Here is a 26,315-nt window from a genome sequence, read left to right on the forward strand (position 1 = left end):
TTGGGTGGAAGCCGCCAGCCGGGGCGGCCAGCAGCGCGCGCCAAGCTTATCAGTTCAAAAATATTGGGAAGCTAGTGAAACACCGGATGGCGGATGAGGATAGCTTTTAACGCGAGAATGTGGTGGGGTTTAAAGTGCCGACCGCGCCGCACCAGAGTTCGCCTTTACCCATCATTTCCGCCTCGCGTGCATTCATGCCCGCGCATGCGCCATGCGAGTCCTGCAAGTCCTGCGGGTTGGTTGAATCGCGCTGAATGCGCGCAAGCGACGCACGGTTCATTTCACCTTGCAGCCAGTTTCCGAAGCCCATTACCGAGCCGGCCACGACGGCCAGCAACATCCATTCTGTTTTCTTCAAGCGCATTGTGGTTGTCTTGTTCGACGACCCGAAAACCGGTTCGCTTCATGCTTTGCCCTGACCGTTACCGGCGAGGGACAAGTTAACGTTATCGGCAACCGTGCCGCTCTTCTTTAAGTATTGCCCCGGCGTGGGCGCGGCTCGCTTAATACCATAATTCATTGGGCATAGTTATCCTTTCGAGTCGCGCTATTAAGTAAGGTTGATTACAGCCTGTTACTACGCGCGTGCGTTTCAAGCGGCGGCCCGCCAAATTAAAGATTCCGCATAAATCGCCGTTAATGCGGATGTGCCCGTTTGACCGGTCACGCCCGGTTTGCCGTTTTTCCCGACACCGTCGTGGCCGAAAACAAAATTGTATTGCTTTAGCGCTATCATCAATGCTCCTCGCGCTCGCTTCCGGCGGCGCAATGAGCGTATCTGTCTGAAGAAAGTCACCGAACACCACCTGCGCGGATCGCCTCCGCGTGCTGGCGTTCGTCGGCCAGGCCTTCTGCTAAACGGTGTTGTATATGCACAAGATGTTGATGGCAGATGACATGCGCTGTTGGAAACGATTCTTCCCGCGGAGAATCGCGGGGGCTGCGGCTCGCGCGACCAGTTCGCGCTGCGGGGCTTTATCCGCATTGCTGCCGCTTCTGCTCGGCGCGATTTTGTGCTGCGGGTTTTTCTCGGCTGCGCCGGTCCAGGCCGGCGAGAAAATCCTGCGCGTACTGGCGTGGCCCGGTTATGCCGATGACGACGTGGTCAAGACCTTCGAGTCGCGCTACAAGGTCAAGGTGGAAGTCACCCTGGCCGATTCCGACGAAGCGTTGTGGACGCTGATGCACAGCAAGGACACGCCGCCGTTCGACGTGCTTGCCGCCAACACCGCCGAAATCCAGCGCTATTCGCGCGCCAATCTGCTGGCGCCGCTCGATCTGGCGAGCCTGCCGAACACGAAACTGCAACTGCCGCGGTTTCAGGCGCGCACGTCGATTGAAGGGCTCACGTCGGCGGGCAAGGTGTACGCGATTCCGTTCACGTATTCGTCGATGGGCCTGATCTACGATCGCAAGCAGATCGCGGTGCCGCCGCGTTCCATGCGCGAGCTGTGGAATCCGAAATACCGCGGCAAGGTGCTCGATTTCAACAGCGCGCAGCACAACTTCTCGTTCACCGCGCTGGCGCTCGGCTACACGCATCCGTTTCAACTCGACGCCGCGCAGATTCACACGATCGCGCAGAAGCTCGTCGATCTGCGCCGCAATCTGTTGACCTATTACACGCTGCCCGAAGAAGCGACCGCGGTTTTCATGCAGCACAAGGTCGCGCTGATGTTCGGCAATTACGGCACCCAGCAGGTCGAATTGCTGCGTCGCGCGGGCGCGGACGTGGGCTATGTGATTCCCGACGAAGGCGCGCTCGCGTGGCTCGATTGCTGGTCGATGACGCGTTCGGCGCAGGACCCTGCGCTTGCGCTCGCGTGGATCAACTACATGCTCGAACCCGGCGTGAGCGGCTTGCTCACGCAACGTCAGGGGCTCGCCAATACGCTGAGCGCGCCGGTCGACAACAGCGACAACGCGCACATCGTGTGGATCGGACCGGTGGAGGATATTCAGCGGCGCGAGGACCTGTGGGCCCGAATCGTGTCCGGCGACCGGTCGGAGCGTTTCTGATGATACGGCCCGGCCTGACCGTCAAGTTGTCGGTGCTGCTCGCGTGCATCGGCGTGCTTGCGTCCGGCGCGACCGGCTATTACGCGTATCGCGCCAATCGCACGATGCTGGTGAACGAAGCCGGCCACAGTCTGCTGACTTCCACGGAACTGCTCGGCCAGCGCTTTTCCAGCTCGATCGACGACGTCGGCGCCGACGCGCAAGTGCTCGCGAGTTTGCCGTCCGCGGCGGACGTTGCGCAAACCGACGACGGTCTCGGCAAGAACGCGGCGCGCGAGCAGTTGGCGCAGGTGTATTCGAGCTTCATGATCCATCACCCCGAGTATCTGCAGATCCGGCTGATCGCGCGGCAGCACTACGGGCTCGAACTGATCCGCTTCGACCGCGACGGCGACGGCCTCGCGCGCGTGCAGGGCAACAGCCTGCAGGAAAAAGGCCAGTTCGCGTATGTGTTCGAGACGCTGGCGTTTTCGCCGGGCCGTATTTATACGTCGCCGATCTCGGTCAATCACGAGTACGGCGCGCATGGCGCAGAAGGCAAACCGACCTTGCGGCTCGGCACGCCGGTCGCGAACGCGAGCGGCGAGGTGGTGGGCGTCGTGGTGATCGACGTCGACCTTGCCGGTTTGCTCAAGCGCCTGCAAAGCGATTTACCGAGCGACTACCAGGTCTATCTCACCAACGAGTGGGGCGATTTCCTGGTCCATCCCGATGCATCGAAAACCTTCGGCTTCGACCGGGGCCGGCGTGTGCTGATCCAGGACAGCTTCTCCGTCACCAAACCGCTCTTCGAGCAGTCGCAAAGCGAAATCCTCGTCAACGGCCTCGTGAAGCCGAAGCAGGCCGCGGGTCAGGTGCTTGCCTTCGTGCGCCGGCCGTTCGGCGATTCCGCCGGCAACCGCTTTATCGTGCTCGGACTCGCCAAGCCGCTCGAGGACGTGTTGTCCGGCGCGAATCTGCTCGGCGATCGCATCGTTCGTATGGTGCTGGTGTTCAGCGTGCTGGCGCTGGCCCTCGCCGTGCTGTTCGCACGCGCGCTGACCAAGCCGCTGCATCTGCTCGCGCACGCGGCCACGCATCTGTTCGCCGAACATGCCATGGAAACGCTGCCGCTTAAACGGACCGACGAGATCGGCGTGCTGGCGCGCTGCTTCGATCGTCTGCGCCGCGAAATCAAATCGCAGATGGACGTGCTGCACGCCAAGCAACGCGAGCTCGTGCATCTGGCGACGCACGACGGGCTGACCGGCTTGCCGAACCGCATGCTGTTCATACAGAAGCTCGAAAGCGCGATCGACGAAGCCACGCGGCGTCAGGAGGGTCTGGCGGTGCTGTTCGTCGACCTCGACCGCTTCAAGCAGATCAACGACCAGTTCGGCCATTCGATCGGTGACAAGGTGCTGGCCGTGGTGGCGCGCCGGCTCAAGCAGGTGCTCTGCACCGCCGACGTGGTGGCGCGACTCGGCGGCGACGAGTTCATCGTGCTGATCGAGGGGCCGCGTTCCGCGGAGGCCGCGCCGGCGATCGCGTCGCGCATCATGGACACGTTGAACGAAACCCTCGTAATGGACGGGCAAAGCATGAACGTGGGCGCGAGCATCGGCATCAGCCAGTTCCCGGACGACAGCGGCACGGCCGAAGAACTGCTGCTGAACGCCGACGCGGCCATGTATGCGGCCAAATCCGGCGGACGCTGCGCGTATTTGCGCTATCACGATCTGCTTGAAACGCGTCGGCGCGAACAGCACGCCCAGCAAGAAGAGGCGCAGGCGCGGGCCGGTAAGGACGCGACGGCCGGCCGCGAGGCCGAGCCGATGGCCTGACGGATGACCCGCCGCAACGCGCTTTAATCAGACAATTACCCGCCAAAAACACGAGGCAAGTTTGCCTCGATCGTCGCTTCGGCGAGCGCTCGAGCAATCGTTTGCGCCGATCTTGAGGCAAGTATTTTTCATTTCACTGGAAGCGTTTTCGTCGTCTCAACTTTCGTCGCGGGCTTGCCGACAACGTCGTTATGGCAACCGGATTGACTGGAGATTTTCCGTGAAGCGACAGGTTTGTTTCTTGGTGGCTGCACTGACGCTCGCCGGTTGCGCGCAGATGCCGCCGCCGATAGCGGCGCATCCGGACAAGGCGCCGAACGAAGTGATCAGCTTCGACATTCCGCCGGACGCACTCGGTGCACGCGATCCGCAACTCACCGCCGTGCTGGCCAAAGCCGGCGCGCTGGCCGCCGCGCAGCCGCAGCCGACGGTCGTGCTCGTCACCGCGTTGGGCCAGGATTTCGGCTATCTGAATCAGGCGGTCTGGAAAGGCGTGCCCGCGCAACGCACGGCGCGGGTGAACTTCGAGAACCGGACGGCCGGCTTGGGGCAGCCGTATAGCGTGTCGATCAGGACGGTTCAATGAACGCGCCCCTCGTGATCGCTCGCAGCGCATTGCTCGCCCTGACCACGCTGCTGGCCGCATCGGCGTTCGCGAGTCAGCCCGGCGCGGATTTGCAGTCCGCCGCTGCGTTTCCGCCGGCGGCGGACAAGGTGTATCCGCCGTTGCCGTCGCTCGCCATGCTGCCGCCGCCGAGTGCGACCGATGACGACAGCGCGCCGCTCAAACCGACGCCGCATCGCAAGAAATCACGCGTGCCTGTTCAGATGCAGGAGCGCCGCATGCCGCCGGCTCCGGTGGTGCGGCTGATCGTGTCCGACGCGTCGCACGCGTATCTCGACACCGTGCAGCGCCAGATCGATCTGGCCATGAACAAATAACGCGGCAGGCAGGACGACACACCACGCCGCTTTCACCTCTTTATCGCTCTCGAGCGGAAGGATGAAGCATGTCCTTGAAAATCTTCTTTGCTGCGTTCGCCTGCTGGATGGCGTGCGGTACAGCGCAAGCGGCCGACGATTGCTTCAACGAAGCCGCGGCCTATCAAGGCGTCAACCCGTGGGTGCTGCGCGCGCTGGCATGGTACGAATCGAAGGGCGACCCGAGCGCGATTCGGCGCAACGCCAATGGGTCGATCGACGTCGGCCAGTTGCAGATCAACTCGATTCATTTCGGCGATCTCGCGCGCGAAGGGGTGCCGCATCGCGCGCTGATCGATCCGTGCGTGAACGTCTACGTCGCGGCCTGGCTGCTGAAACAGAAGATGGTCAAGCACGGCAACACGTGGCGCGCGATCGGCGCCTACCACTCGGAAACGCCGAGAGAGCGGGACGCCTACGCACGCGGTATCCAGAAGGTGCTGGTGGCGTGGGGGCAACTGTAGTCGGATCGCCAGGCCGTTTTTCCCACGCCCGCACGCACACTCAATCTCAAGCCCGCACCTAGACGATCCGTGCGCCGCCGCGATACGTGGCGCGCGGCACCGGCAGCGTGTCGAGCATCGTCACCCGCACGAAGTCGGCACGCAGGCCCGCTTCGATCGCGCCGCGGTCATGCAAGCCGGCCGTGCGCGCCGGTTCGGCGGAGACTGTTGCCATCGCGCGCGGCAGCGTCCAGTCCGCTTTCGCGACCAGTTCGAACACGGCGGTCAGCAAACTCGACGGCACGTAATCCGACGACAGGATATCGAGCAGATTCGCCTCGGCCAGTTCGAGCGCCGACACGTTGCCCGAATGCGAGCCGCCACGCACGATATTCGGTGCGCCCATGATGGTCGAAATGCCGTGCTCGCGCGCGGCCTCCGCAGCCACGCGAGTGGTCGGGAATTCGGCCAGCACGATCCCTTCGGCGCGCGCCTGTTCGACGTGTTCGACCAGCGTGTCGTCATGGCTCGCCACCGGAATGCCGAGCCGGTTGCAACGTTCGACGATCTCGCGGCGGTGCGCGTCGGCGTAACGGGCCTGTTCGATCGACAACTCGGTCAGCGCGGTCGCGACATGTTCGTCGCTCAGCTTGCCGTTGCGCTCCTGAAAGCGGCGCCATTGCTCGCGGTCGTGCCACTGGCGCTGACCGGGCGTATGGTCCATCACCGAGGCGAGCCGCAGCAATGGATGCGCGCACAACGAGTCGAACAGTTCCACCACGTCGGCGGTGGCGATTTCGCAGCGCAGATGCAGAAAGTGTTCGGCGCGCAGCAGATTGCGTTCGGACAGACGCGTGAGCGATTCGGCGCATTGCGTTTGCACGTCGCGGCCGCGCAAGCCCACGTTCGAGCGCGAACCGATTGCGAGCGCATCGAATACGGTGGTGATGCCGGCGGCGGCCACCTGCGCATCGTGAATCACGAACGCTGCGTCGGTATTCCATTGCACGCCGGGACGCGGCGCGAGATGTTTCTCCAGATTGTCCGTGTGCAATTCGATCAGGCCGGGCAACAGATAGTCGCCGTCCCAATCCTGCGCTTCACGCGCGGTGGTCGTGCCGCGCTCGACGTCGCGAATCATGCCGTCTTCGACGTGTACCACGCCGGTGAATACTTCATCTCGCGTCACGATGCGAGCGTTTCTGATCAACATCGACTTGCTCCGTAGTCAGTCAGACTTGAGTGATGCGACTGGGTGGGTGGTTCAGTGTAATGCCGTTTCTCGCGCGGTACGGCGCAAATCGATCCGCTCAATGGCGCAACGGCGGCCTTAATTCGAGCCGGCGGGTCGCCACCTTGTTGCGCGTGTCTTCGTCGTGAAAAATGCCGACGATCGCCGCGCCGCGTTCGCGCGCTTCGACGATCAGATCGGCGACCACGTCGCGGTTCTCCGCATCGAGCGAAGCGGTCGGTTCGTCGAGCAGCAACAGCGGGTGGCCGGCGATCAGGCCGCGCGCAATGTTCACGCGCTGTTGCTCGCCGCCCGAGAAGGTGGCGGGCGCCAGCGTCCACAGCCGCTCCGGCACGTTCAATCGCGCCAGCAGCGCCGCGGCCCGCGCGCGCGCTTCGTCTTCGGCTACCCCACGCGACAGCAGCGGTTCGGCGACGAGCGTGAGCGTCGGCACACGCGGAATCACACGCAGAAACTGGCTGACGTAGCCGACTACGCCGCGCCGCAGTCGCAGCACGTCGTGCGGCTCGGCGCCGGTGATCGACACGGCGCGGCCGTCGTCCGCGGCGTCGCGAATCTCGATCGAACCGGTGCTCGCCAGGTAATTGCCGTACAGGCAGCGCAGCAGCGTGCTTTTGCCCGCGCCCGATGGGCCGACCAGCACCACGCATTCGCCGCGCTCCACGTCGAGCGACACGCCCGCGAGCGCTTCGATCTGCACGCCGCCCTGGCCATGCAACGTAAAGGTCTTGCCGATGTCGACCGCGCGCAGCATCAACGCGGCGTTGTCGGCGAATGCGTGCCCGGCGGCGCAGGTCGGATTGGCGGTATCAATGGATTGCATCATGAGCCTCAAACCGGCAGAACCGAGGAAACCAGCGTTTGCGTGTACGGGTGTTGCGGATCGTCGAGCACCTGATCGGTCAGACCCGCTTCGACCACTTCGCCGCCTTGCATCACCATCAGGCGATGCGCGAGCAAACGCGCCACGCCGATATCGTGCGTGACGATCAGCACCGACAGATGCAGCGTGGAGGTCAGCGTGCGCAGCAGATCGAGCAGGCGTGCCTGCACCGAGACGTCGAGACCGGCGGTGGGTTCGTCCATGAACACGAGCCGCGGACTGGTCACGAGATTGCGCGCAATCTGCAAACGCTGCTGCATGCCGCCGGAAAACGCGGCCGGAAATTCGTCGATCCGCGACGAGTCGAGTTCGACGCGCTCCATCCACTGCGTGGCCGCGTAGCGGATATCGCCGTAGTGGCGTGCGCCGACAGCCATCAGCGGCTCGCCGATATTCGCGCCGGCCGAGACGCCGCTGCGCAGTCCGTCGCGCGGATTCTGCTGCACGAAGCCCCACTCGGTGCGCATCAGCATCCGTCGGCGCGGTTCGGACAGCGTCAGCAAATCGAGCTTTTCCCCATGCGAGGCGGTGTAGTGCAGCGTGCCGCTGTCGGCTTCGGTTTTCAACGCGAGCGCATTCAGCAGCGTGGTCTTGCCCGAGCCGGATTCGCCGACGATGCACAACACCTCGCCCGGATACAGGTCGAAGCTGACGTTCCTGCAGCCGTTGCGGCCGCCGTATTGTTGGGTGAGCGCGCGGGCGCTCAGCAGCGGCGTCATGCTGCTTCTCCTTGAGCAGTGGGGCGCGACGACGGATCGAATTCGGCGTCGCCGCGGCGTTCGTGGCAGTAATCGCTATCGGAGCAGACGAACATCCGTTGGCCCGCGTCGTCGACGATCATTTCGTCGAGGAAACTTTCCGTCGAACCGCACAGCGCGCACGCGTGCTGCCACTTCTGTATTTCGAACGGGTGATCGTCGAAGTCGAGGCTGCGCACCGGCGTATAAGGCGGAATCGCATGAATGCGCCGCTCGCGGCCGGCGCCGAACAATTGCAGCGCGGGGTTCATATGCATCTTCGGATTGTCGAACTTCGGAATCGGCGACGGTGACGCCAGATAGCGATGATTGACGATCACCGGATAGTCGTACGTGGTGGCGATATTGCCGTGATGCACGATGTCCTCGTACAGCTTCACGCTCATCAGACCGTAGTCCGCGAGCGCATGCAGCTTCTTGCTTTCCGCCACGCGCGGTTCGAGCCGGAACAGCGGCTCGGGCATCGGCACCTGGTAGACCAGAATCTGTTTGTCGGTGAGCGGAGCTTCCGGAATGCGGTGGCGCGTCTGGATGATGGTTGCTTCGACGGTGCGGCGCGTGGTCGCCACGCCGGTGGTGCGCGCGAAAAAGCGGCGGATGTTGACCGCGTTGGTGGTTTCGTCGGAACCCTGGTCGATCACCTTCAGCGTGTCGTTGCGGCCGATAATCGCCGCGGTGACCTGAATGCCGCCCGTGCCCCAGCCGAACGGCAGCGGCATTTCACGCGAGGCGAACGGCACCTGATAGCCCGGCACGGCGACGGCTTTGAGCAACGCGCGGCGCAGCATGCGCTTGGTCTGCTCGTCGAGGTAGGCGAAGTTGTAGCCCTCTGCGGCGGCGTCGTACGACGGCGTGGTAAGCGGTGTAGCGGCTGCGGTCATGCTGCCTGCTCCTGCTGATCGTGATCCGTTTGCTGGGGCGTGGTTTCGCTTTCGCTTGCGTCGCGGTTCTGCGTGGCGTGCTGTGCGACGTGTTGTGCACGCAAGCGCCGCACGAGTTCCAGCTCCGATTGAAAGTCGACGTAGTGCGGCAGCTTCAGATGCTGAACGAAGCCCGACGCCTCGACGCTATCGCTATGCGACAGCATGAATTCGATGTCCTGCGTGGGCGAGGCCAGCGTTTCGCCGAGTTCTTCGGCGCGCAGCGCGCGATCCACCAGCGCCATGGCCATCGCCTTGCGCTCCGAGTGGCCGAACGCGAGACCGTAGCCCTGCGTGAAAGTAGGCGGCACTGCGCCGCTGCCGGCGAACTGATTGATCATCTGGCATTCGGTAATGTCGATTTCACCGATGTCGACGGTCTCGCCCAACTCGTCGAGTTCCATTTCGACCGAGATCGTGCCGAAGCGGATCTCGCCGGCAAACGGATGCGAGTTCGCATAGCCGCGTTGCGTGGCGTAACCCATGGCGAGCAGAAAACCTTCGTCGCCGCGCGCGAGATTCTGCAAGCGCGTGGCGCGGCTCGCGGGAAACGCGAGCGGTTCGCGCGACAGATCGCCGGGCTCCGGCGCGTTCGGCGTGGGACGTTCCCGTTCGATCAGCCCTTCCTTGTCGAGCAGCGTGACGACGCGCGGCATGGCTTCGGCGACAACCGGTGCGGCGCGCTGCGGCGACAAGTTGGGCGGCGTGCCGCTCGCGTCGGCATCGCCTTCGGCCAGCAACGCGAAATCCAGCAGACGCTGCGTGTAATCGTAAGTCGCGCCGAGCAACTGACCACCCGGAACGTCCTTGAAAGTCGCCGAAATACGGCGCTCCACCCGCATGGCTTCGGTATCGATCGGCTGCGTATAGCCGAAACGCGGCAACGTGGTGCGATAGGCGCGCAGCAGGAAGATCGCTTCGACCAGATCGCCGGCCGCCTGCTTGATCGCGAGCGCGGCGAGTTCTTCGTCGTAGACCGAGCCTTCGGTCATCACACGCGCGACCGCCAGGCGCAACTGTTCGCGAATCTGCGCGACGCTGAGTTCGGCCAGTTGCGGATCGCCACGGCGCTCTTTGTCGAGCAGGCGCCACGACGCTTCAATCGCCCGTTCTCCACCTTTGACGGCAACGTACATCAGTTCACCTTCGCTTGAGTTGTGCGGGGCAGGCCGATCAGCGTGTCGCCGCAGACCAGATAACAATCGACACCGCAAGGAAACAGCGGCGCGAGCGCGGCGCGTTCGCGCCAGAAGTTTTCGGGCAGGCCGACCGGTGCGATCGTCTCGGTGTGCTGAATGCCGGGACCGCTCAGCACGATCGGCGCGCCACCGGTTAGCGCGTCGACACGGATCAGCAGCGTGACCGCCTGCTCGGGCGATTCCGCGGCGCCGAGCGCGAAGGTCTCGAGCGGCGGCAACGTGGCGGCGTCGTGGATATAGGCGAACGCGGCTTCAGCGGGATCGTTCGCCAGCGGCGCGCCGGTATGAAAGCGCAACGCTGAACTGAGCGCGGTGTCGGTTTGCGCGAGCCACACCGGCGTGGCGTAGTCGCACAACGCGAGCAAGGCGGCAAACGCGGCGAGGTCGGCGCGCGTGGCAAGCGTGCCACGTACGGCCGGCAACACGTTCTCGACCACGCCGATCGTGCCCGGCCGCGACAACGCGTCGAGCAAAGTACGGAACACCCCTTGAGTGTCATGCACCGGATCGGCGAAACCCGGCGTGAGTGTGGACAATGCAATCGGTGAGTTTTCCATCAGTCGCCCCGGACCATCGTGAAGAATTCGACGCGCGTGGCCGCGACGTCCTCGCGCCGCGCGTCGCGCTGTGCGGCCTGTTGCGCGGCAAACGGCCCGATCAGTTGCTCATGCAAAGCCGCGTGATGCTCGGGCATTTGCAGTAGTGCGTCCGCCAACGCGGCGAGTTCGGCGCGGCGGCGGTCGCGGCCCAGATGACAGGCAACGCCAACCGTGGCCACGGCGCCTTCGGCCACCCGCAAACGCAACGTGGCGCGCGTGACCGTGGCCTCGCCGAGATTGAACGGATCACCGCTGCCGCCCACACGTCCACGCACCATGGCGAGGCCGATTTCAGGCGGTCGCAGCCAGTCGTAAGCGGGAGGGGGGAAGTCGTGCAGCGCATGCTGCAGCGCGGCTTCGAGATCGGCGCGCGGCGTGCGGGCGAGGACGGCCATCCAGGCGCGCCGGACCGATGAAGGCGCAGCGGAAGAGGGTGAGGCGGAAGGGGCGCTCATCGAAGTTCCTGTTGATCCAGCGAGTCAACATTTGACCATTTATTCATCTAAACGTCTAGACGTTTAGGGGTATGCTCGTCGAGCCGTGTAGAGCTTTGCCGACGTTTCACATTTCCATCACGGCTTGCGCACTACAATGCACGTCATAGCGATAATTTGAACTCAAGGGAATGACAGCACCATGACATCGAACGACAACGCGACGCCGGGCACGATGCTCGAACGCGGCGCTGGCGTTGCGGTATGGCGGCAGATCGAACAGATCCTCGCCAAGGAAATCGCCGCGAGCGGTTTCGGCGAAGAAGGGCGTTTGCCGAGCGAAGGCGAACTCGCCAAACGCTTCGACGTGAACCGGCATACCGTGCGCCGGGCCATGCTCGGGCTCGCCGCGTTGGGCCTCGTCAGCGTCGAGCAGGGCCGCGGCACGTTCGTGCAACCGGGCGCGATCGACTATACGATCGGCCGCCGCACGCGCTTTACCGAAAACCTGCGTCAACAGCATCATGCGGCGGCCGGCACGATGTTGTCGGCGGTGCGCGTGAAGGCCGAGCCGAGCGTCGCGAAGGCGCTGAGTCTGCGAGCCGGCGCAGCGGTCTACCGGATCGAATCGCTGCACGAGTCCGACGGTGTGCCGCTCACGTTCGCGCGCAACTGGTATCCCGCCGCGCGTTTTCCCGAGTTGCCGGAGGTGCTGGAGCGCACCGGCGGCATTACCAAAGCAATGGCGGAACTCGGGGTGAACGACTATCTGCGCAAGTGGAGCCGCATCGGCAGCGTGCTGCCTGAGCCGGAAGTCGCGCGGCGGTTGAATATCAATCGTCAGCAGCCGGTGTTGTGGGTCGAAAACGTCGACGTGGATCTGCAAGGCACGCCGATCAAATACGGCTTCACGCATTTCGCGGCGGATCGCGTGCAACTGCTGGTGGAGCACGACGTATGAGCGGCGCGGCGTGGCGCGCCGACGCACGTTTCGCGGTCTATTACGCGCCGTCGCGCGAGTCGGCATGGTGGCAAGCCGGCTCGACCTGGCTGGGTCGCGATGCCGAAAGTGGCGACACCTGCGTGCCGCCGCAACCGCCAGGTCTGACACGTCCGCTGTTGGCGTTGACCGAAGCGCCGCACCGCTATGGTTGGCATGGCACGCTGGTCGCACCGTTTCGCCTCGCGAATGGCGTGACGCCAGACGACGTGCTCGCCGCCACGCGTGCATGGGCCGATACGCAGCGCCCGTTCACCTTGCCGGTGGAAGCCGCAACGCTGGGCGATTTCGTCGCGCTGCGTCCAGCGGATCAGCACGCGGAGGCCGACATTCGCACGCTCGCCACCGGGGCCTTGCAAACGCTCGACGCGCTGCGCGCCAAACCCTCGGCCGCCGATCTCGCACGCCGGCTCGCCGCGCCGCTGAGCGAGCGGCAACGCGCGCTGCTGATCGAATGGGGCTACCCGTACGTGTTCGATGAATTCCGTTTCCATATGACGCTGTCCAGTTCGCTCGCCGACGCACAAGAACGCGCCGTGCTGGTCGCATGGTGGCAGGCCCATGCGCCTGAACTCGGTCCGCTGCCGGTCGATCATGCCGCGCTGTTCGTCGAGCCGGCGCCGGGCGAGCCGTTCGTGCTGTGGCAGCGGGTGCCGTTCCAGAGCCGCGAGGTGAAATAACTATGGCGGGTCGTTTGATCTATGTAATGGGACCGTCGGGCGCGGGCAAGGACTCGTTGCTGGCCTTTGCGCGCACGCGTCTGATAGGCGAGCCGATCCTCTTTGCGCATCGTTACATCACGCGGCCGAGCGGCAACGGCGAAGCACACGTCGCGCTGAGCGTCGAAGAATTCGCAGTGCGTTCGGTGCTCGGCCTGTTCGCGCTCGAATGGTCGAGTCACTCGCTGCGCTACGGCATCGGCATTGAACTGGATGGCTGGCTCGCGCGCGGTTGCACGGTGGTCGTCAACGGTTCGCGTCAGCATTTGCCGCATACGTTGGCGCGTTATCCGCACACCGAGGTCGTCCACGTGGATGCCGCGCCGCATATTCTCGAAGCGCGGCTCGGCGCGCGCGCGCGTGAATCGGCGGAACAGGTCGCGGCGAGACTCGCGCGGCGCGCGCCGTTTTCGTTGCCCGACGGCGTGCGCTGCACGACGATCGACAACTCCGGCACGCTCGAAGACGCCGGGCAGGTGTTGGTCAAGTTCCTGAAGGCCGAAGCCCACGCGCAGTAAAAAGGCTTACCCGGCCGCCGCCAGGCGCTCGCGCGTCGCTTCCTGCAAACACGAGATGAACTGCAGCACCGCCGGCGTGGGCAACAGATCGCGCCGCGAGATGATGCTGAGGTCGTAAGTGGGCAGCGTCTCTTCGATCTGCGCGATGCGGATGCCGAGCGGCGCGACCATTTGCGCGAGCGGCCTCGTGAAGCAGCCGATCACGTCGGTTTGCGATACCAGCCCGAGCGTCACCGCGAATGAAGACGGCGCGCGCAACAGCCGCTTCGGCACCGGCAAACCGTGCGTGTCGAACATCGCCATCATCACGCTGTGCGGAAAGTGATCGGCGCCCACGGTCGCGATCCATTCGGCGTCGATCAACTCCTGCAGGCGCGTGACGTTCGCGAGCGGATGCCCCGCGCGCATCACGACGACGAACTCGGTCGAATAGAGCCGCGCTTGCACCAGATCGCTATCCAGCGTCCGCACGTGATGGATCGCGGCGATATCGAGCGCGCCGTTGCGCAAACGCACGACCGCGTCCGGAATCGTCACCTCTTCCAGATGCAGACTCACCAGCGGCATCGCCTGGCGAAACTTCGACACCGCCTGCGGCAGCGCCGTTAGCGCGATCGACGGCATCGTCCCCACGCTGACCTTGCCGGCCAGTTCTCCTTTCACCTGTTCGACCGCTTCGACGGTGCGCCGCATGTCGCCCAGCAACTGCTCGGCGCGCGGCAACAGCGCGAGCCCGCACGCCGTCAATTCGATGCCGCGCACGCTGCGCACCATCAGCTCCGCGTTCAGCGCGCTTTCGAGTTCGCGGATGGTATGCGTGACGGCCGGTTGCGTCACGCCGAGTTCGCGCGCGGCGGCGCGCAGACTGCGGTGGTGGGCCGCCGCGACGAAGGCTTGCAACTGCTGCAGCTTCATTAGGGTAATCCCGGTGATAAAGCGCGTTAATCAGGGTGAAAAAAACAGCATCTTATTCGAACAAAACGGCGTGGCTATAGTGCTCGACTGTTAGCCGCCTTTCGTGCGGCTTGAATTCATGGAGCGATAGAGATGAGCGAAGCCGCGCGTTTTACCGAAGTGTCCGATCTGGCGCCCGCCGCCGAGAGCCTGCGCGAGATCCGTCATCACATTCACCATCACCCGGAACTCGCTTACGAAGAGCTGCAAACCGGTGCGCTGGTCGCCGACAAGCTGGAACAGTGGGGCTGGCAGGTTACGCGCGGGGTCGGGCAAACCGGCGTGGTGGGCACGCTGACAGTGGGCGAGGGCACGCGCCGCATCGGCATTCGCGCCGACATGGACGCGTTGCCGATCATCGAGGAAACCGGCCTGCCGTATGCGAGCGGCACGCACGGCAAGATGCACGCGTGCGGTCACGACGGCCACACGACCATGCTGCTCGGCGCCGCGCAACGCCTGGCGGAGACCCGCAATTTCTCGGGCACCGTGCATCTGTACTTTCAGCCGGCGGAGGAAAGCGGCATCGACAGCGGCGCGCTGAAAATGATCAACGACGGCCTGTTCGAGCGCTTTCCGTGCGACGCCGTGTTCGGTGTGCACAACCATCCGGGCGAAGAGCCGGGCGTGCTGCTGTTCCGCAAGGGGCCGTTCATGTCGGCGGGCGACAAGGCGATCATCACGATCGAAGGCGTCGGCGGTCACGCGGCGCGCCCGCATCTGACGGTGGATCCGGTCGTGATAGCGGCGAGCATCGTGATGGCGTTGCAGACGATCGTCGCGCGTAACGTCGATCCGTCTCAGCCGGCGGTGGTGACGGTCGGCGCGATGCATGCGGGCACCGCGAACAACGTGATTTCGAGCAGCGCGAAGCTGGAGTTGAGCGTGCGTTCATTCAGCCCCGAAATCCGCGCGCTGCTGAAAAAGCGCATCACCGAACTCGCCGAAAGCCAGGCCGCCAGCTACGGCGGCAAGGCCGTGGTGCAGTACATCGAAGGCTATCCGGTCGTGGTCAACTCGGACGCGGAAACGGACTTTGCCGTGCAGGTGGCGCGCGAACTGGTCGGCGATGACAAGGTGGTCGCGCAGACCGATATGCTGATGGGCAGCGAAGACTTCGCGTTCATGCTGCAGAAACGGCCGGGGACGTTCCTGCGGATCGGCAACGGCGCGGGCGAAGACGGCTGCATGGTGCACAACCCGCATTACGACTTCAACGACCGCAATCTGCCGGTCGGCGCGGCGTTCTGGACGCGGCTGGTGGAGCGCTACCTGGGTCAGTAAGTTGGGAGACGGGCGCGCGCCAAACGCGCGCCTTCACCCCAATCACCCGCGCCGCGCCACCATCTCCGATACGGTCTGCGCAGCCTGCTGCAACGGCTCCAGAAACGCCTTCACCATCTGCTTCGCCGAATTGCGCTGGGCGTTGCCGCTGATATTCATCGCCGCGATCACGCGGCCCTGGCGGTTGCGAATCGGCGCGGACAGCGAAATCAGCCCGCCTTCCAGTTCCTGATCGACGATCGCCCACCCTTGGCGACGCACCTGCGCGATCAGTTTCTTCAGCTCTTCCTTGTCGGTGACCGTGCGCGGCGTGTGCGCGTAGAGCGGCGCGGAGCTCAGTGTGGCTTCGAGCGCGTCGTCGTCGAGTGCGGCCAGCAGCACGCGGCCCATCGACGTGCAGTACGCCGGCAAGCGGCTGCCGATCGACAGGTTGATCGTCATGATCTTGTGCGTCGGCACGCGCAGCACGTAGACGATCTCGGTGCGATCGAGCACGGCCGCCGAGCAGCTTTCGTGGACTTGCGCGGACAGGCCTTCCATGACTGGTTCGGCGAGATTCCAGAACGGCATCGAGGTCAGGTACGCGAAGCCGAGGTCGAGGATCTTCGGCGTGAGGCGGAACAGGCGGCCTTCGGCTTCCACGTAGCCGAGCGTCTGCAGGGTCAGCAGAATCCGGCGCGCGCCGGCGCGCGTCAGGCCGGTGGCGGTGGCGACGTCGGTGAGCGTCTGTTCCGGACGCGTGGCGTTGAACGCGCGAATCACCGCGAGGCCCCGGGCGAACGACTGCACATACGAGTCGCCCGGTTTGTCCGGGGCCGGATCGGCGCTGGCAGGAACGGCGGAAGACGGCGGCAGGGCTTGGCTCATGGACCTTGAAGGATGCGTTCGGGTTAGTGCGGGCAGCGCGGCGCGCAAAGCCGTGACGATAGCTTAAGCCTTCTGTTTCGCCAACTTCGCGCTGGTTTCGCGCAAAAATCCCAGGGTTAGCGTGGATGCTCCCGGCAGACGGACTTTGTATGATGACCCGACGACTTGATCCATCGGGGTACCGATGTTCGACAGGATCTTCCCCGGCATCGACCCGCCGCGAGCGAAGTAAGCCCGGAGCCCCCACCATGACTGCCACTTCACGCCGCGCGCTGCTCGGTTGCATCGCCGACGACTTCACCGGCGCCACTGATCTCGCCAACATGCTGGTGCGCGGCGGCATGCGCACCGTGCAGAGCATTGGCGTGCCGACGTCGGCGGAATCGGCCGACACTTTCGCGGCCGATGCGCTGGTGGTCGCGCTGAAATCGCGCACGATTCCCGCCGCCGACGCGGTCGCGCAATCGCTCGCCGCGCTCGACTGGTTGCGCGCGCAAGGATGCCGCCAGTTTCTTTTCAAATACTGCTCGACCTTCGATTCGACCGATGCCGGCAATATCGGCCCGGTCACGGACGCGTTGCTGGACGCGTTGTCCGGCGAGAACCGCGCGGGCGCATTGACGATCGCCTGTCCGGCGTTTCCCGAGAACGGCCGGACGATCTTTCGCGGCCATCTGTTTGTGGGAGACACGCTGCTCAACGCGTCGGGCATGGAAAACCATCCGCTCACGCCGATGCGCGACGCCAACCTGGTCCATGTGCTGCAACGGCAGACCCGCTCGCAAGTCGGCCTGGTGCGTTACAACACCGTGGCCGAAGGCGTGTCGGCCGTGCGCGAAGCCTTCGACGCGTTGCGCGCGCAGGGCGTGCGAATGGCAATCGTCGACGCGCTGTCCGACGCCGACCTCTACACGCTCGGCGCGGCGTGCGCCGAGTTCCCGCTGATCACCGGCGGTTCGGGCATCGCGCTGGGCTTGCCGGGCAATTTCCGCGAGGCGGGGCTGCTCGACGATCATGCCGACGCGGCCCAGTTGCCGCGTGTGGAAGGCTTGTCGGCGGTGCTGGCCGGCAGCGCGTCGAAGGCGACCAACGCCCAGGTGGCGGCATGGCGCGAGACACGGCCCGCGTATCGCGTCGATCCGCTCGCGGTGGCGCGCGGCGAGGCGGTGGTCGAGCAGGCGCTGGCCTTTGCGCAGCCCTACCTTGAACACGCCGAGCCGGTGCTGATCTACGCCACCGCCACGCCCGACGAAGTCAAAGCGGTGCAGCGCGAACTCGGCGTCAATCAGGCGGGACATCTGGTCGAGGCGACGCTGGCTTCGATCGCGCGCGGCTTGCGCGAGCGCGGCGTGCGCAAGTTCGTGGTGGCGGGCGGCGAGACATCGGGCGCGGTGGTGCAGGCGCTCGACGTGCACACGCTGCGCATCGGCGCGCAAATCGATCCGGGCGTGCCGGCCACCGTTGCAACGGCAACCGATTCCGAACCGCTCGCTCTCGCACTGAAATCCGGCAACTTCGGCACAACCGATTTCTTCGCCAAAGCGCTGCGTCATCTCGACGGAGCCGCGTCGTGACCGGCACGCCCGCGCTGCTCATCACGAACGAAGCCCGTGTGCGGGAGGAAATCTGTGCGACCGGCGCGAGTCTGTATCAGCGCGGCTACACGGTCGGCACGGCCGGCAATATCAGCGCGCGGCTCGACGACGGCTGGCTGATTACGCCGACCGACGCCTGTCTCGGCCGGCTCGATCCGGCCGACATCGCCAAGGTCGATCTGGACGGTCACGCGGTGTCGGGCGGCCGGCCGTCGAAGACACTGGCGCTGCATCGCGGCATCTATGCCCGCAATGGCGAGGCGCGCGGCATCGTCCATACGCATTCGACGCATCTGGTCGCGTTGACGCTGGCAGGCGTCTGGAGCGAGGCCGACGTGCTGCCGCCGATCACGCCGTACTACGTGATGAAAGTGGGCCACGTCCCGCTGATACGCTACCGTCGGCCGGGCGATCCGCAGGTGGCGGAGCAGATCGCCGCGCTGGCCGATCGGGTTCGCGCGGTGCTGCTCGAACGGCTTGGACCGGTGGTGTGGGAGCGCTCGGTCGCGCAGGCCGCATACGCGCTTGAAGAACTCGAAGAGACCGCGCGCCTGTGGTTGATGACGAATCCGCGGCCGGCGCCGCTGGGCGAAGCCGCGCTCGACGAACTGCGCGCTGTGTTCGGGGCGCGCTGGTAGTGGGCGGCGGCTCCGGCGTTAGCCGAGTCGAGTCGAGTGGGACCGAACCGCTTCGAACCGAAGCGAGTTGGATCGATCCGAGCCGGACCGAGCTGGACCGAGCCGAGCCGAGCCGAGCCGAGCCGGGCCGAGCCGGACCGAGCCGAGCCGGGTTGAGCCGAGTTGAGCCGAGCCGAGCCGAGCCGGACCGCTCAAGCCATGAACCGAATCGCGCACGGTGCAGGTTTTCCCGCTCATGCCGAGCGCAAAGAATCCCCCCGTTTTCCTGGAGTTGCTGTCATGCCCCGTTTCGCCGCGAACCTGACGATGATGTACAACGAACACGCGTTCCTCGACCGCTTCGCCGCCGCGGCGAAAGACGGCTTCGACGCGGTCGAGTTTCTGTTTCCCTACGAGTTTCGCGCCGACGAGATCAAGGCGCGGCTCGACGCCCACGGTCTGACCCAGGCGCTCTTCAATGCGCCGCCCGGCGACTGGGCGGCGGGCGAGCGCGGCCTCGCGTCGCTGCCGGGCCGCGAGGACGAATTTCACCGCGGCATCGACACGGCGCTCGACTACGCGCGGGTTATCGGCAATAACAAACTGCATGTGATGGCCGGCCTGATCGGCGCCGATCAGCCGCGCCCGCAGCATCGCGACGTGTATCTGCGCAATCTCGCGCATGCCGCGCAGGCGGCGCAAGCCGAAGGGATTCTGATCGTGATCGAGCCCATCAACCTGCGCGATATGCCGGGCTTCTTTCTGAACCGCCAGGACGACGCGCAGGCGATTTGCGCGGAAGTGGGCGCGCCGAATCTGAAGGTGCAGTTCGACTGTTACCACTGCCAGATCGTCGAAGGCGACCTCGCGGTGAAACTCAAACGCGACATGGCCGGCATCGGCCACATTCAGATCGCGGGCGTGCCGGAGCGCCACGAGCCCGATAGCGGCGAACTGAACTACCCGTATCTGCTGGAATTGATCGACGCGCTCGGTTACGACGGCTACATCGGCTGCGAATACCGGCCGCGCGCGGGGACGTCAGCGGGGCTCGGCTGGCTCAAGCCTTATCTGGACGCCGCCGCCCGCTAACCGCGCCTGAACGACGACGCAACCCCGACGACGCAACCCCGACGAAAAAAGGACAACCGATCATGAAGGTTCTGATAACCGGCGGCGCGGGTTTTCTCGGTCAGCGGCTCGCCCGTGAACTGCTCGCGCGCGGTGCGTTGAAGGACGCGCAAGGCGTGCCGCAAGCGCTCACCGAACTGGTGCTGCTCGACGTGGCGCGCGGCGACGATTTCGGCGATCCGCGCGTGCGCACGGAAGTGGGCGATATCGCGGAGCGCAGCGTGCTCGAGCGTGCGATCGACGAGAAAACCACGACGATTTTCCATCTCGCCGCGATCGTCAGCGGCCAGGCCGAAGCGGATTTCGATCTCGGCATGCGCATCAATCTGGACGCGCCGCGCCTGCTGCTGGAGATCTGCCGCCAACGCGGGCACCGGCCGCGCGTGGTGTTCACGAGTTCGGTCGCGGTGTATGGCGGCGATCTGCCCGAAGTCGTGCAGAACGACACCGCGTTGAATCCGCAGTCGTCGTACGGCGCGCAGAAGGCGATCGCGGAGTTGCTGCTCAACGACTATTCGCGGCGCGGTTTCGTCGACGGCCGGGTGTTGCGGCTGCCGACCATCAGCGTGCGGCCGGGCAAGCCGAATGCGGCGGCGTCGTCGTTCGCGAGCGGCATCATTCGCGAGCCGTTGAACGGTGCAACGGCCGTGTGCCCCGTTGCCGGCGCGACGCGCTTGTGGCTGCTGTCGCCGCGCAAGGCGATCGAGAGCCTGATCGCCGGGCTCGAACTCGACGCCGCCGCGCTCGGCAACCAGCGCGTGCTGAATCTGCCGGGGATTTCGGTGAGCGTCGACGAGATGGTCGCCGCGCTGCGCGAGGTCGCGGGCGACGCCGTCGTCCAGCGGATCGTGTGGGAGCCGGATGCGCGGGTGGAAAAAATCGTCGGCAGTTGGCCGGGGCGGTGGGATACGTCGCGCGCCGAACGACTGGGCCTGAGCGGCGAGCGCAGTTTCGCCGAGGTGATCCGCAGCTACATCGCCGACGAGCGCATCGCGATCCACTGAAGCGTGCCACGAGCCTCATGCGGGCGGCGCCGAAGCGGGCGCGCCGGCGCGAGCGCATCAATTGTCCGATCCTTCGAACGACGGGCGTCGCCCGTCGCGCATTCTTCGCCGCGGGATGACCCGCGCTTGACACGGTTTCGGCCACGCGCCTATTATCGAGTCTGATTGTTCTATATATGACCATGTGTTCGTATAAAGAACAAATTGCACATCGACCGGAGACATTCCTATGACCGAAGCATTCCTGTGCGACGCGATTCGCACCCCCATCGGCCGCTATGCGGGTTCGCTGTCGTCGGTTCGCGCCGACGATCTGGGCGCGGTGCCGCTCAAAGCGCTGATGGAGCGCAGCCAGGAGGTCGACTGGAGCGCGGTCGACGACGTGATCTACGGCTGCGCGAACCAGGCGGGCGAAGACAACCGCAACGTCGCGCGCATGTCGCTGCTGCTGGCCGGTTTGCCGAAAGACGTGCCGGGTTCGACGGTGAACCGCCTGTGCGGTTCGGGCATGGACGCGGTGGGGATCGCCGCGCGCGCGATCAAATCGGGCGAGGCGGCGTTGATGCTGGCGGGCGGTGTGGAAAGCATGAGCCGCGCGCCGTTCGTGATGGGCAAGGCGACCAGCGCGTTCTCGCGCCAGGCCGACATCTTCGACACTACGATCGGCTGGCGCTTCGTCAACCCGCTGATGAAGCAGCTCTATGGCGTCGATTCGATGCCGGAAACCGGCGAAAACGTCGCGACGGATTACGGCATCAGCCGCGCCGATCAGGACGCGTTCGCGCTGCGCAGCCAGCAGAAGGCCGCTCGCGCGCAACGCGACGGCACGCTCGCGCAGGAAATCGTCGGCGTGACGATCGCGCAGAAGAAAGGCGATCCGGTCACGGTGTTGCAGGACGAGCATCCGCGCGAGACCAGCCTGGAAACGCTCGCGAAACTCAAAGGCGTGGTGCGGCCGGACGGCACGGTGACGGCGGGCAACGCGTCGGGCGTGAATGACGGCGCGGCGGCGCTGCTGCTCGCGAATGAGGAAACCGCCCGGCGCTTCGGCCTCACCCCGCGCGCCCGTGTGCTCGGCATCGCGACGGCCGGCGTCGCGCCGCGCGTGATGGGCATCGGCCCGGCGCCCGCCACGCAAAAGTTGCTGGCGCGGCTGAACATGCGCATCGATCAATTCGACGTGATCGAACTGAACGAGGCGTTCGCGTCGCAGGGGCTCGCCGTGTTGCGCGCACTCGGTGTTGCCGACGACGACGCACGCGTGAATCCGAACGGCGGCGCGATTGCGCTTGGCCATCCGCTGGGGATGAGCGGCGCGCGTCTGGTGACCACCGCGATGTATCAACTGCATCGCACGCAAGGCCGCTTCGCGCTGTGCACGATGTGTATCGGCGTCGGCCAGGGCATTGCGATCGCGATTGAACGCGTGTGACGCGATGATGTTTCGGGTGACGCGCGCCACTAATCGAATGGACGCCTGATTCGGGCTTAAGGCGCGCTTCGATTTTCAATCCGACCGCGTCATCCCATTCGCTTTTCATTCAATGTCTGTGCAGTATGTATTTAATGCTGGCTGGATATTTCGGCTTGCATTGAATACGAATGAACGAAATCGGATAAAACGCTGCGGCGGCCTGGCAGGGCGCTGCGGCGTGCCTTTCCAGCCATTTTGCGCAGTCTCGCGCGCCGATTTGAAAGTCGATATTCAAACAATTTCAGCTTCCTGTCAGGCATGTACTATCATTCGCGCTGTACCTTTTTTTAATTGTCTTTCTGAGAACCGGTATTCATGGCGTTATAAATCGGCATGTCAGTGTGTCGAATCGCCGTTACGCCAGATCGAACAATTTCTTGAGGAGAGCGGAGATGAAGGCAGCCTTGGCCCTAGCCCTATCGGCAGCAGCATTCACGGTCGCGACGCTTGCGGCGAGTCAGCCGGCGTCGGCGCAGGACGCGATGGGTAGCGCCGCGCGCGGGATCGTCAGCGCGGTGCAGCCGGTGCATGTGAAGGCGGAGATCGTCGGTATCGATCCGGGCAGCCGCACGCTCACGCTCAAGGGGCCGGGCGGCAACGCGGTCGTCGTGCTGGTGAGCCAGCAGGTGGCCGGCTTCGATCAACTCAAGGTCGGCGACCGGGTTGACGTGCTCTACAAAAACGCGTTGCTCGTGAAGGCCGACAAGGTCACCGGCAAAGACAGCGGGATTCGCAAGCGCGTTGATACGCAGGTCTACGCGCCTGCCTCGGGCGGCTTCGAAGCGGCGCGTCAGATCGAAGTGCTCGCCACCGTGCAGAAGATCGACCACAAGAACCGCCTCGTCACGTTGCGCGGCGCGTATCAGACGCAAACGCTCGAGGTCGGTCCGGATGTCGATCTGAAAGGCGTCAAGGTGGGCGACACGATCCACGCGGTGTTCGTGTCGGCGGCGGCCGTGCAGGTGACGCCGCAAGAAGCGACGCAGTAAGCGGTGCAATAAGCGGCGCAGTGAGCGCGCGTCTCAGTTCGCCCGGCTGGTCGCGACGCTCATGCGGATCTGCGCGGTGAGCGCGGTTCGCAATGCATAGCGTTTGCGCTTCAACGCATTGCCGGTATCGGCGCCTTGATGCTCGGCCAGATAGCGCAACGGCGGCGCCAGCACGAACCAGCCGTTCCAGCGCGCGAGCGCGCCGCACTCGAGCGACAGGCCGTCATAGTCGGCGGCCACACGACGTTTGCGCAGGCAATAGCGCCAGTTCGCGTAGATATGCGCCTGCTTCGAGACGATGAACGTGCCGCCCGCGTTGAGCGACGCCGCGACGCATTGCGCCAGATAGATCACCAGCACCTTGGGCCGCAGTCCATGCCAACGTTTGGTCAGCGCGCGAAACAGCTCGCGGCCGTTGACCGTGCGGTCGGGGCCTTGCACCGAGCCGATGCAGAGGCGCGGCCGCCGTACCTTGCCGCCGAGATACGCGAGGCTGAAGGTACAGGACACGACGCGCTGGTCGCGTCCGTCGCGAATGCACAAGGTCCAGTCGCCTTCCTTCTGAAACTGTTCGATCGACTCCAGCGACACATACCAGCGCTCCGCGCCGATCGTGAACGACGCGATCTCCGCCGAGCCGGTCGCGGCGATCCGCGCGGCGAGTAGCGGTACACGCTGCTGGGTCAGCCCCTGATGATCGAGGCTCGCCGCCAGTCGCTCGCGCGGACTGAAGCGGCTGTGCAGAAACGGCCGGTGCATCCGTTCTAGCGCGGTAGGATGACGTTGCACCAGGTCGCGCAACGGCGAAATCGCGCACCGGTTCAGCCAGACCTGGGTGGAACGCCAGGACACCAGCGAGCGCAACCACAGGCGCGCGCGCCGCCAACGGTGAAACAGAGTGGTGCCGGGGTAAAGGGCGTGGGCGGCTTGCTGAATCGCCGCGAAGGAAGCCTGGACTCGCGCGAACCACGGCGAGCGGGCGGTCTGGTTGGAAACGGTCGTCATGGCAACTCCTAGGCCTATTTCAACCGGGGCGATGCTAGCGGCGCGTTTCAGGTGGCCTTGTTGAATTGGTTCCGCGTTTGTCGAGTTTTGTCGTCCGTGTCGCATGATGTAGGGCGCATCGGCTATGCTGTGCGTCGGACGCGGCCTCCGCCGCCGCCATTCATACCGTCAGCCTTGAACGATTCGCCCCATGCCCTTCCGGATACTGCTTGTCGAAGACGATGACCGCCTGTCCGAACTGGTCGCCGCCTATCTGCGCAAACACGAGTACGAAGTCGAAACCGTGCTGCACGGCAACGATGCCGTACCGGCCATTCTCAAGCGCCGCCCGGACCTGGTGATTCTCGACGTCAATCTGCCGGGCAAGGACGGTTTTCAGATTTGCCGCGAGGCGCGCGAGCAGTTCGACGGCGTGATCATCATGGTGACCGCGCGCGACGAGCAGTTCGACGAAGTGCTAGGCCTCGAATTCGGCGCCGACGATTACGTGCACAAACCGGTCGAACCGCGCGTATTGCTCGCGCGCATCAAGGCGCAACTGCGCCGTGTCAACGCGCGCACACCGGAGTCGGCCCAGCCCGAGGGCTACGTGTTCGGCAAGTTCGAGATCAACCGCGCGAGCCGCACGGTCAAGCTGCCGGACGGCAGTCTGCCCGATCTGACGTCGGCGGAATTCGATCTGTTGTGGGCGCTGGTCAGTTGCGCGGGGGAGGTGGTCAGCCGCGACGAACTGATGCGGCAGTTGCGCGGCATCGAATTCGACGGTCTGGACCGCACGATCGACGGCGGCATCTCCAAGCTGCGCCGCAAGCTGCATGACGATGCCAGCACGCCGCAGCGCATCAAAACCGTGCGCGGCAAAGGCTATCAATTCAGCAAGCTGGCGTGGGACTGACAAAGCGGCGCGGCCGGCTCCAACCCGTAATTCACGGAAATTTGACGCGACAAAAATCCACAGTCGCCTCAGCAAATCGACAGTCACGCAGGCCTCGCGCGACTAGGATCGCAGACTTGTCCTACGACCGGCTTCGCGATGTCTGCATCCGTCTCTCCTCTTTCCCGCCATGCCGTGCTGATGATTCACGGCCTGGGCGGCACACGTCATGATTTCGGCACGCTCGATCGCAAGTTCGAGCAGATCGGCTGCGACGTGCATCTGCCGTCGCTCCCCGGGCACGGCTCGAATCCCGACGCGTTGAGCGGCGTGACGCTGAACGACTACATGAAGCTGCTGAGCCGCACGTACCGCGAACTGCTGACGCGCTATGAGCGTGTCGACGTCGCCGGTATTTCGATGGGCGCGTTGCTCGCGTTGATGCTGAGCGCACGCGAACGGATGACCAACGGGCGTTTGATCCTGCTGTCGCCGCCGGTGTTCCTCGACGGCTGGGGCGGTTCGCGCCTGCAGCCGCTGCGCTATCTGCTGTATTGCGTGCCTGGGTTGCGGCATCTGATTCGCGTGCCGGAAGGCGAGCCGTTCGGCATCAAGAACGCACGGATTCGCAACCTGATCCGCCGGCATTTGCAGAAGGGCAGCGGGGTTCATTACCCGTACGTGCCGCTGTCGGCAATCGAACAGGTCGACTGGATGCGTTTCGCGGCGAAGCGCGCGATGCGGCGCGTCACCTGCGAGACGCTGGTGATGCATTCGGAAGAAGACGAAGTGACGAGCATCCGCTCGGCGGAGTTCGTCTGCGACAATCTCGCCAGCCGTTCGGTGACGCTGGTGCGCTTGACCGACAGCTATCACATGATCACACTGGACAACGAACGCGATACGGTAGCGCAGCAAACCATGGCGTTCGTTCAAAGGGCGCCCATGTTGGCGCCGTAGCACAGAGAGAAAG

Annotated in this window: 29 protein-coding genes; 17 read left to right on the forward strand and 12 right to left on the reverse strand. The window is 64.7% G+C overall.

Going from position 1 to position 26,315, the window contains the following annotated elements; all coding sequences use genetic code 11:
- Nucleotides 1-106 precede the first annotated feature (106 nt).
- Together GGD40_RS32560 and GGD40_RS32565 are read right to left on the reverse strand one after the other, a co-directional pair.
- Complete coding sequence (locus GGD40_RS32560; RefSeq protein WP_179709998.1) at nt 107-364, reverse strand: hypothetical protein; 258 nt, start codon at nt 362-364, stop codon at nt 107-109.
- Between the two features lie 228 nt (nt 365-592).
- A complete protein-coding gene (locus GGD40_RS32565; protein ID WP_179709996.1) occupies nt 593-736 on the reverse strand; it encodes a hypothetical protein in 144 nt (47 codons plus the stop codon).
- A gap of 134 nt (nt 737-870) precedes the next feature.
- Here GGD40_RS32565 and GGD40_RS32570 point away from each other — a divergent pair, with 134 nt between their 5' ends.
- From GGD40_RS32570 to GGD40_RS32590, 5 genes are all read left to right on the forward strand, one after another.
- A complete protein-coding gene (locus GGD40_RS32570; protein WP_179746393.1) occupies nt 871-2,019 on the forward strand; it encodes an extracellular solute-binding protein in 1,149 nt (382 codons plus the stop codon).
- Nucleotides 2,019-3,842 carry a diguanylate cyclase domain-containing protein gene (locus tag GGD40_RS32575; RefSeq protein WP_179746394.1) on the forward strand — a complete coding sequence of 608 codons (1,824 nt, stop codon included), beginning with the start codon at nt 2,019-2,021 and terminating at the stop codon, nt 3,840-3,842. Before GGD40_RS32570 ends, GGD40_RS32575 begins: the two co-directional genes overlap by 1 nt.
- Before the next feature lie 277 nt (nt 3,843-4,119).
- Nucleotides 4,120-4,428, forward strand: coding sequence for a hypothetical protein (locus tag GGD40_RS32580; RefSeq protein WP_179747127.1), 309 nt, complete (start codon nt 4,120-4,122; stop codon nt 4,426-4,428).
- Nucleotides 4,425-4,784, forward strand: coding sequence for a hypothetical protein (locus GGD40_RS32585; protein WP_179746395.1), 360 nt, complete (start codon nt 4,425-4,427; stop codon nt 4,782-4,784). Before GGD40_RS32580 ends, GGD40_RS32585 begins: the two co-directional genes overlap by 4 nt.
- Nucleotides 4,785-4,852: 68 nt before the next feature.
- Nucleotides 4,853-5,287: a lytic transglycosylase domain-containing protein gene (locus GGD40_RS32590; RefSeq protein WP_051980700.1), complete on the forward strand. Its 435-nt coding sequence runs from the start codon at nt 4,853-4,855 to the stop codon at nt 5,285-5,287.
- A 58-nt stretch (nt 5,288-5,345) separates the two neighbouring features.
- On the opposite strand, the gene GGD40_RS32595 is transcribed toward GGD40_RS32590, so the two are convergent.
- The 7 genes from GGD40_RS32595 to phnG form a co-directional block, all read right to left on the reverse strand.
- The gene (locus tag GGD40_RS32595; RefSeq protein ID WP_179746396.1) at nt 5,346-6,479 is read right to left on the reverse strand and encodes an alpha-D-ribose 1-methylphosphonate 5-triphosphate diphosphatase; all 1,134 of its coding nucleotides are present in this window, start codon (nt 6,477-6,479) and stop codon (nt 5,346-5,348) included.
- A gap of 97 nt (nt 6,480-6,576) precedes the next feature.
- Complete coding sequence (gene phnL / locus GGD40_RS32600) at nt 6,577-7,341, reverse strand: phosphonate C-P lyase system protein PhnL (RefSeq protein ID WP_179747128.1); 765 nt, start codon at nt 7,339-7,341, stop codon at nt 6,577-6,579.
- A gap of 8 nt (nt 7,342-7,349) precedes the next feature.
- A complete protein-coding gene (gene phnK / locus GGD40_RS32605; protein WP_179709978.1) occupies nt 7,350-8,120 on the reverse strand; it encodes a phosphonate C-P lyase system protein PhnK in 771 nt (256 codons plus the stop codon).
- Nucleotides 8,117-9,040, reverse strand: a complete 924-nt coding sequence (locus tag GGD40_RS32610) for an alpha-D-ribose 1-methylphosphonate 5-phosphate C-P-lyase PhnJ (protein WP_179746397.1) — start codon at nt 9,038-9,040, stop codon at nt 8,117-8,119. Before GGD40_RS32610 ends, phnK begins: the two co-directional genes overlap by 4 nt.
- On the reverse strand, nt 9,037-10,215 hold the full coding sequence (locus GGD40_RS32615) for a carbon-phosphorus lyase complex subunit PhnI (protein WP_179746398.1): 1,179 nt from the start codon (nt 10,213-10,215) through the stop codon (nt 9,037-9,039). Before GGD40_RS32615 ends, GGD40_RS32610 begins: the two co-directional genes overlap by 4 nt.
- Nucleotides 10,215-10,835, reverse strand: coding sequence for a phosphonate C-P lyase system protein PhnH (gene phnH / locus GGD40_RS32620; protein WP_179746399.1), 621 nt, complete (start codon nt 10,833-10,835; stop codon nt 10,215-10,217). Before phnH ends, GGD40_RS32615 begins: the two co-directional genes overlap by 1 nt.
- Nucleotides 10,835-11,332: a phosphonate C-P lyase system protein PhnG gene (gene phnG, locus GGD40_RS32625; RefSeq protein WP_179746400.1), complete on the reverse strand. Its 498-nt coding sequence runs from the start codon at nt 11,330-11,332 to the stop codon at nt 10,835-10,837. Before phnG ends, phnH begins: the two co-directional genes overlap by 1 nt.
- A gap of 181 nt (nt 11,333-11,513) precedes the next feature.
- Between phnG and phnF the strand changes: the two genes are divergently transcribed.
- Genes phnF through phnN form a run of 3 tightly spaced genes read left to right on the forward strand, consistent with a single transcriptional unit; the run spans nt 11,514 to nt 13,548 of the window.
- Nucleotides 11,514-12,272, forward strand: coding sequence for a phosphonate metabolism transcriptional regulator PhnF (gene phnF, locus GGD40_RS32630; RefSeq protein ID WP_179746401.1), 759 nt, complete (start codon nt 11,514-11,516; stop codon nt 12,270-12,272).
- Nucleotides 12,269-12,991, forward strand: coding sequence for a DUF1045 domain-containing protein (locus GGD40_RS32635; RefSeq protein WP_179746402.1), 723 nt, complete (start codon nt 12,269-12,271; stop codon nt 12,989-12,991). Before phnF ends, GGD40_RS32635 begins: the two co-directional genes overlap by 4 nt.
- A 2-nt stretch (nt 12,992-12,993) precedes the next feature.
- Nucleotides 12,994-13,548 carry a phosphonate metabolism protein/1,5-bisphosphokinase (PRPP-forming) PhnN gene (phnN, locus tag GGD40_RS32640; RefSeq protein WP_179746403.1) on the forward strand — a complete coding sequence of 185 codons (555 nt, stop codon included), beginning with the start codon at nt 12,994-12,996 and terminating at the stop codon, nt 13,546-13,548.
- A 6-nt stretch (nt 13,549-13,554) separates the two neighbouring features.
- Here the strand turns inward: phnN and GGD40_RS32645 are convergent, their stop codons facing one another.
- The gene (locus GGD40_RS32645) at nt 13,555-14,463 is read right to left on the reverse strand and encodes a LysR family transcriptional regulator (protein ID WP_179746404.1); all 909 of its coding nucleotides are present in this window, start codon (nt 14,461-14,463) and stop codon (nt 13,555-13,557) included.
- Between the two features lie 132 nt (nt 14,464-14,595).
- Between GGD40_RS32645 and GGD40_RS32650 the strand changes: the two genes are divergently transcribed.
- The gene (locus GGD40_RS32650) at nt 14,596-15,786 is read left to right on the forward strand and encodes a M20 aminoacylase family protein (RefSeq protein WP_179746405.1); all 1,191 of its coding nucleotides are present in this window, start codon (nt 14,596-14,598) and stop codon (nt 15,784-15,786) included.
- 42 nt (nt 15,787-15,828) lie between these two features.
- On the opposite strand, the gene GGD40_RS32655 is transcribed toward GGD40_RS32650, so the two are convergent.
- Nucleotides 15,829-16,653 carry an IclR family transcriptional regulator gene (locus GGD40_RS32655; protein WP_035556040.1) on the reverse strand — a complete coding sequence of 275 codons (825 nt, stop codon included), beginning with the start codon at nt 16,651-16,653 and terminating at the stop codon, nt 15,829-15,831.
- Between the two features lie 248 nt (nt 16,654-16,901).
- Here GGD40_RS32655 and otnK point away from each other — a divergent pair, with 248 nt between their 5' ends.
- The 6 genes from otnK to GGD40_RS32685 all read left to right on the forward strand — a co-directional run bounded on the left by otnK (nt 16,902) and on the right by GGD40_RS32685 (nt 23,463).
- The gene (gene otnK / locus GGD40_RS32660; RefSeq protein WP_179746406.1) at nt 16,902-18,227 is read left to right on the forward strand and encodes a 3-oxo-tetronate kinase; all 1,326 of its coding nucleotides are present in this window, start codon (nt 16,902-16,904) and stop codon (nt 18,225-18,227) included.
- Complete coding sequence (otnC, locus tag GGD40_RS32665; RefSeq protein WP_179746408.1) at nt 18,224-18,886, forward strand: 3-oxo-tetronate 4-phosphate decarboxylase; 663 nt, start codon at nt 18,224-18,226, stop codon at nt 18,884-18,886. The genes otnK and otnC overlap by 4 nt, the downstream gene beginning before the upstream one ends.
- A gap of 279 nt (nt 18,887-19,165) precedes the next feature.
- Nucleotides 19,166-19,957 carry a 2-oxo-tetronate isomerase gene (gene otnI, locus GGD40_RS32670; protein WP_179746409.1) on the forward strand — a complete coding sequence of 264 codons (792 nt, stop codon included), beginning with the start codon at nt 19,166-19,168 and terminating at the stop codon, nt 19,955-19,957.
- A gap of 62 nt (nt 19,958-20,019) precedes the next feature.
- Nucleotides 20,020-21,000 carry a D-erythronate dehydrogenase gene (gene denD / locus GGD40_RS32675; protein WP_179746411.1) on the forward strand — a complete coding sequence of 327 codons (981 nt, stop codon included), beginning with the start codon at nt 20,020-20,022 and terminating at the stop codon, nt 20,998-21,000.
- Nucleotides 21,001-21,229: 229 nt separating this feature from the next.
- A complete protein-coding gene (gene pcaF / locus GGD40_RS32680) occupies nt 21,230-22,432 on the forward strand; it encodes a 3-oxoadipyl-CoA thiolase (RefSeq protein WP_179746413.1) in 1,203 nt (400 codons plus the stop codon).
- Between the two features lie 434 nt (nt 22,433-22,866).
- A complete protein-coding gene (locus GGD40_RS32685; protein ID WP_179709950.1) occupies nt 22,867-23,463 on the forward strand; it encodes a hypothetical protein in 597 nt (198 codons plus the stop codon).
- Nucleotides 23,464-23,496: 33 nt separating this feature from the next.
- On the opposite strand, the gene GGD40_RS32690 is transcribed toward GGD40_RS32685, so the two are convergent.
- Complete coding sequence (locus GGD40_RS32690; protein WP_179709948.1) at nt 23,497-24,468, reverse strand: DUF535 family protein; 972 nt, start codon at nt 24,466-24,468, stop codon at nt 23,497-23,499.
- 190 nt (nt 24,469-24,658) lie between these two features.
- Here GGD40_RS32690 and GGD40_RS32695 point away from each other — a divergent pair, with 190 nt between their 5' ends.
- Entirely contained in the window at nt 24,659-25,363 is a 705-nt protein-coding gene (locus GGD40_RS32695) for a response regulator (protein ID WP_179709946.1), read from the forward strand.
- A gap of 138 nt (nt 25,364-25,501) precedes the next feature.
- On the forward strand, nt 25,502-26,302 hold the full coding sequence (locus GGD40_RS32700) for an alpha/beta hydrolase (RefSeq protein WP_176059352.1): 801 nt from the start codon (nt 25,502-25,504) through the stop codon (nt 26,300-26,302).
- Nucleotides 26,303-26,315: the final 13 nt, after the last annotated feature.

Origin of the sequence: Paraburkholderia bryophila (assembly GCF_013409255.1) — a bacterium.
GTDB lineage: Bacteria > Pseudomonadota > Gammaproteobacteria > Burkholderiales > Burkholderiaceae > Paraburkholderia.

Bases quoted from the DNA above. Each gene is read 5' to 3' on its own strand.
- otnI (WP_179746409.1), top strand. From the start codon at position 19,166: ATGCCCCGTTTCGCCGCGAACCTGACGATGATGTACAACGAACACGCG.
- otnK (WP_179746406.1), top strand. From the start codon at position 16,902: ATGACTGCCACTTCACGCCGCGCGCTGCTCGGTTGCATCGCCGACGAC.
- GGD40_RS32635 (WP_179746402.1), top strand. From the start codon at position 12,269: ATGAGCGGCGCGGCGTGGCGCGCCGACGCACGTTTCGCGGTCTATTAC.
- GGD40_RS32615 (WP_179746398.1), bottom strand. From the start codon at position 10,215: ATGTACGTTGCCGTCAAAGGTGGAGAACGGGCGATTGAAGCGTCGTGG.
- phnF (WP_179746401.1), top strand. From the start codon at position 11,514: ATGACATCGAACGACAACGCGACGCCGGGCACGATGCTCGAACGCGGC.
- GGD40_RS32565 (WP_179709996.1), bottom strand. From the start codon at position 736: ATGATAGCGCTAAAGCAATACAATTTTGTTTTCGGCCACGACGGTGTC.
- pcaF (WP_179746413.1), top strand. From the start codon at position 21,230: ATGACCGAAGCATTCCTGTGCGACGCGATTCGCACCCCCATCGGCCGC.
- GGD40_RS32580 (WP_179747127.1), top strand. From the start codon at position 4,120: ATGCCGCCGCCGATAGCGGCGCATCCGGACAAGGCGCCGAACGAAGTG.
- GGD40_RS32695 (WP_179709946.1), top strand. From the start codon at position 24,659: ATGCCCTTCCGGATACTGCTTGTCGAAGACGATGACCGCCTGTCCGAA.
- phnK (WP_179709978.1), bottom strand. From the start codon at position 8,120: ATGACGCCGCTGCTGAGCGCCCGCGCGCTCACCCAACAATACGGCGGC.
- GGD40_RS32575 (WP_179746394.1), top strand. From the start codon at position 2,019: ATGATACGGCCCGGCCTGACCGTCAAGTTGTCGGTGCTGCTCGCGTGC.
- GGD40_RS32610 (WP_179746397.1), bottom strand. From the start codon at position 9,040: ATGACCGCAGCCGCTACACCGCTTACCACGCCGTCGTACGACGCCGCC.
- GGD40_RS32560 (WP_179709998.1), bottom strand. From the start codon at position 364: ATGCGCTTGAAGAAAACAGAATGGATGTTGCTGGCCGTCGTGGCCGGC.
- GGD40_RS32690 (WP_179709948.1), bottom strand. From the start codon at position 24,468: ATGACGACCGTTTCCAACCAGACCGCCCGCTCGCCGTGGTTCGCGCGA.
- GGD40_RS32595 (WP_179746396.1), bottom strand. From the start codon at position 6,479: ATGTTGATCAGAAACGCTCGCATCGTGACGCGAGATGAAGTATTCACC.
- GGD40_RS32590 (WP_051980700.1), top strand. From the start codon at position 4,853: ATGTCCTTGAAAATCTTCTTTGCTGCGTTCGCCTGCTGGATGGCGTGC.
- GGD40_RS32700 (WP_176059352.1), top strand. From the start codon at position 25,502: ATGTCTGCATCCGTCTCTCCTCTTTCCCGCCATGCCGTGCTGATGATT.
- GGD40_RS32645 (WP_179746404.1), bottom strand. From the start codon at position 14,463: ATGAAGCTGCAGCAGTTGCAAGCCTTCGTCGCGGCGGCCCACCACCGC.
- GGD40_RS32685 (WP_179709950.1), top strand. From the start codon at position 22,867: ATGAAGGCAGCCTTGGCCCTAGCCCTATCGGCAGCAGCATTCACGGTC.
- GGD40_RS32585 (WP_179746395.1), top strand. From the start codon at position 4,425: ATGAACGCGCCCCTCGTGATCGCTCGCAGCGCATTGCTCGCCCTGACC.
- GGD40_RS32570 (WP_179746393.1), top strand. From the start codon at position 871: ATGCACAAGATGTTGATGGCAGATGACATGCGCTGTTGGAAACGATTC.
- GGD40_RS32655 (WP_035556040.1), bottom strand. From the start codon at position 16,653: ATGAGCCAAGCCCTGCCGCCGTCTTCCGCCGTTCCTGCCAGCGCCGAT.
- phnL (WP_179747128.1), bottom strand. From the start codon at position 7,341: ATGCAATCCATTGATACCGCCAATCCGACCTGCGCCGCCGGGCACGCA.
- phnH (WP_179746399.1), bottom strand. From the start codon at position 10,835: ATGGAAAACTCACCGATTGCATTGTCCACACTCACGCCGGGTTTCGCC.
- GGD40_RS32650 (WP_179746405.1), top strand. From the start codon at position 14,596: ATGAGCGAAGCCGCGCGTTTTACCGAAGTGTCCGATCTGGCGCCCGCC.
- phnN (WP_179746403.1), top strand. From the start codon at position 12,994: ATGGCGGGTCGTTTGATCTATGTAATGGGACCGTCGGGCGCGGGCAAG.
- phnG (WP_179746400.1), bottom strand. From the start codon at position 11,332: ATGAGCGCCCCTTCCGCCTCACCCTCTTCCGCTGCGCCTTCATCGGTC.
- denD (WP_179746411.1), top strand. From the start codon at position 20,020: ATGAAGGTTCTGATAACCGGCGGCGCGGGTTTTCTCGGTCAGCGGCTC.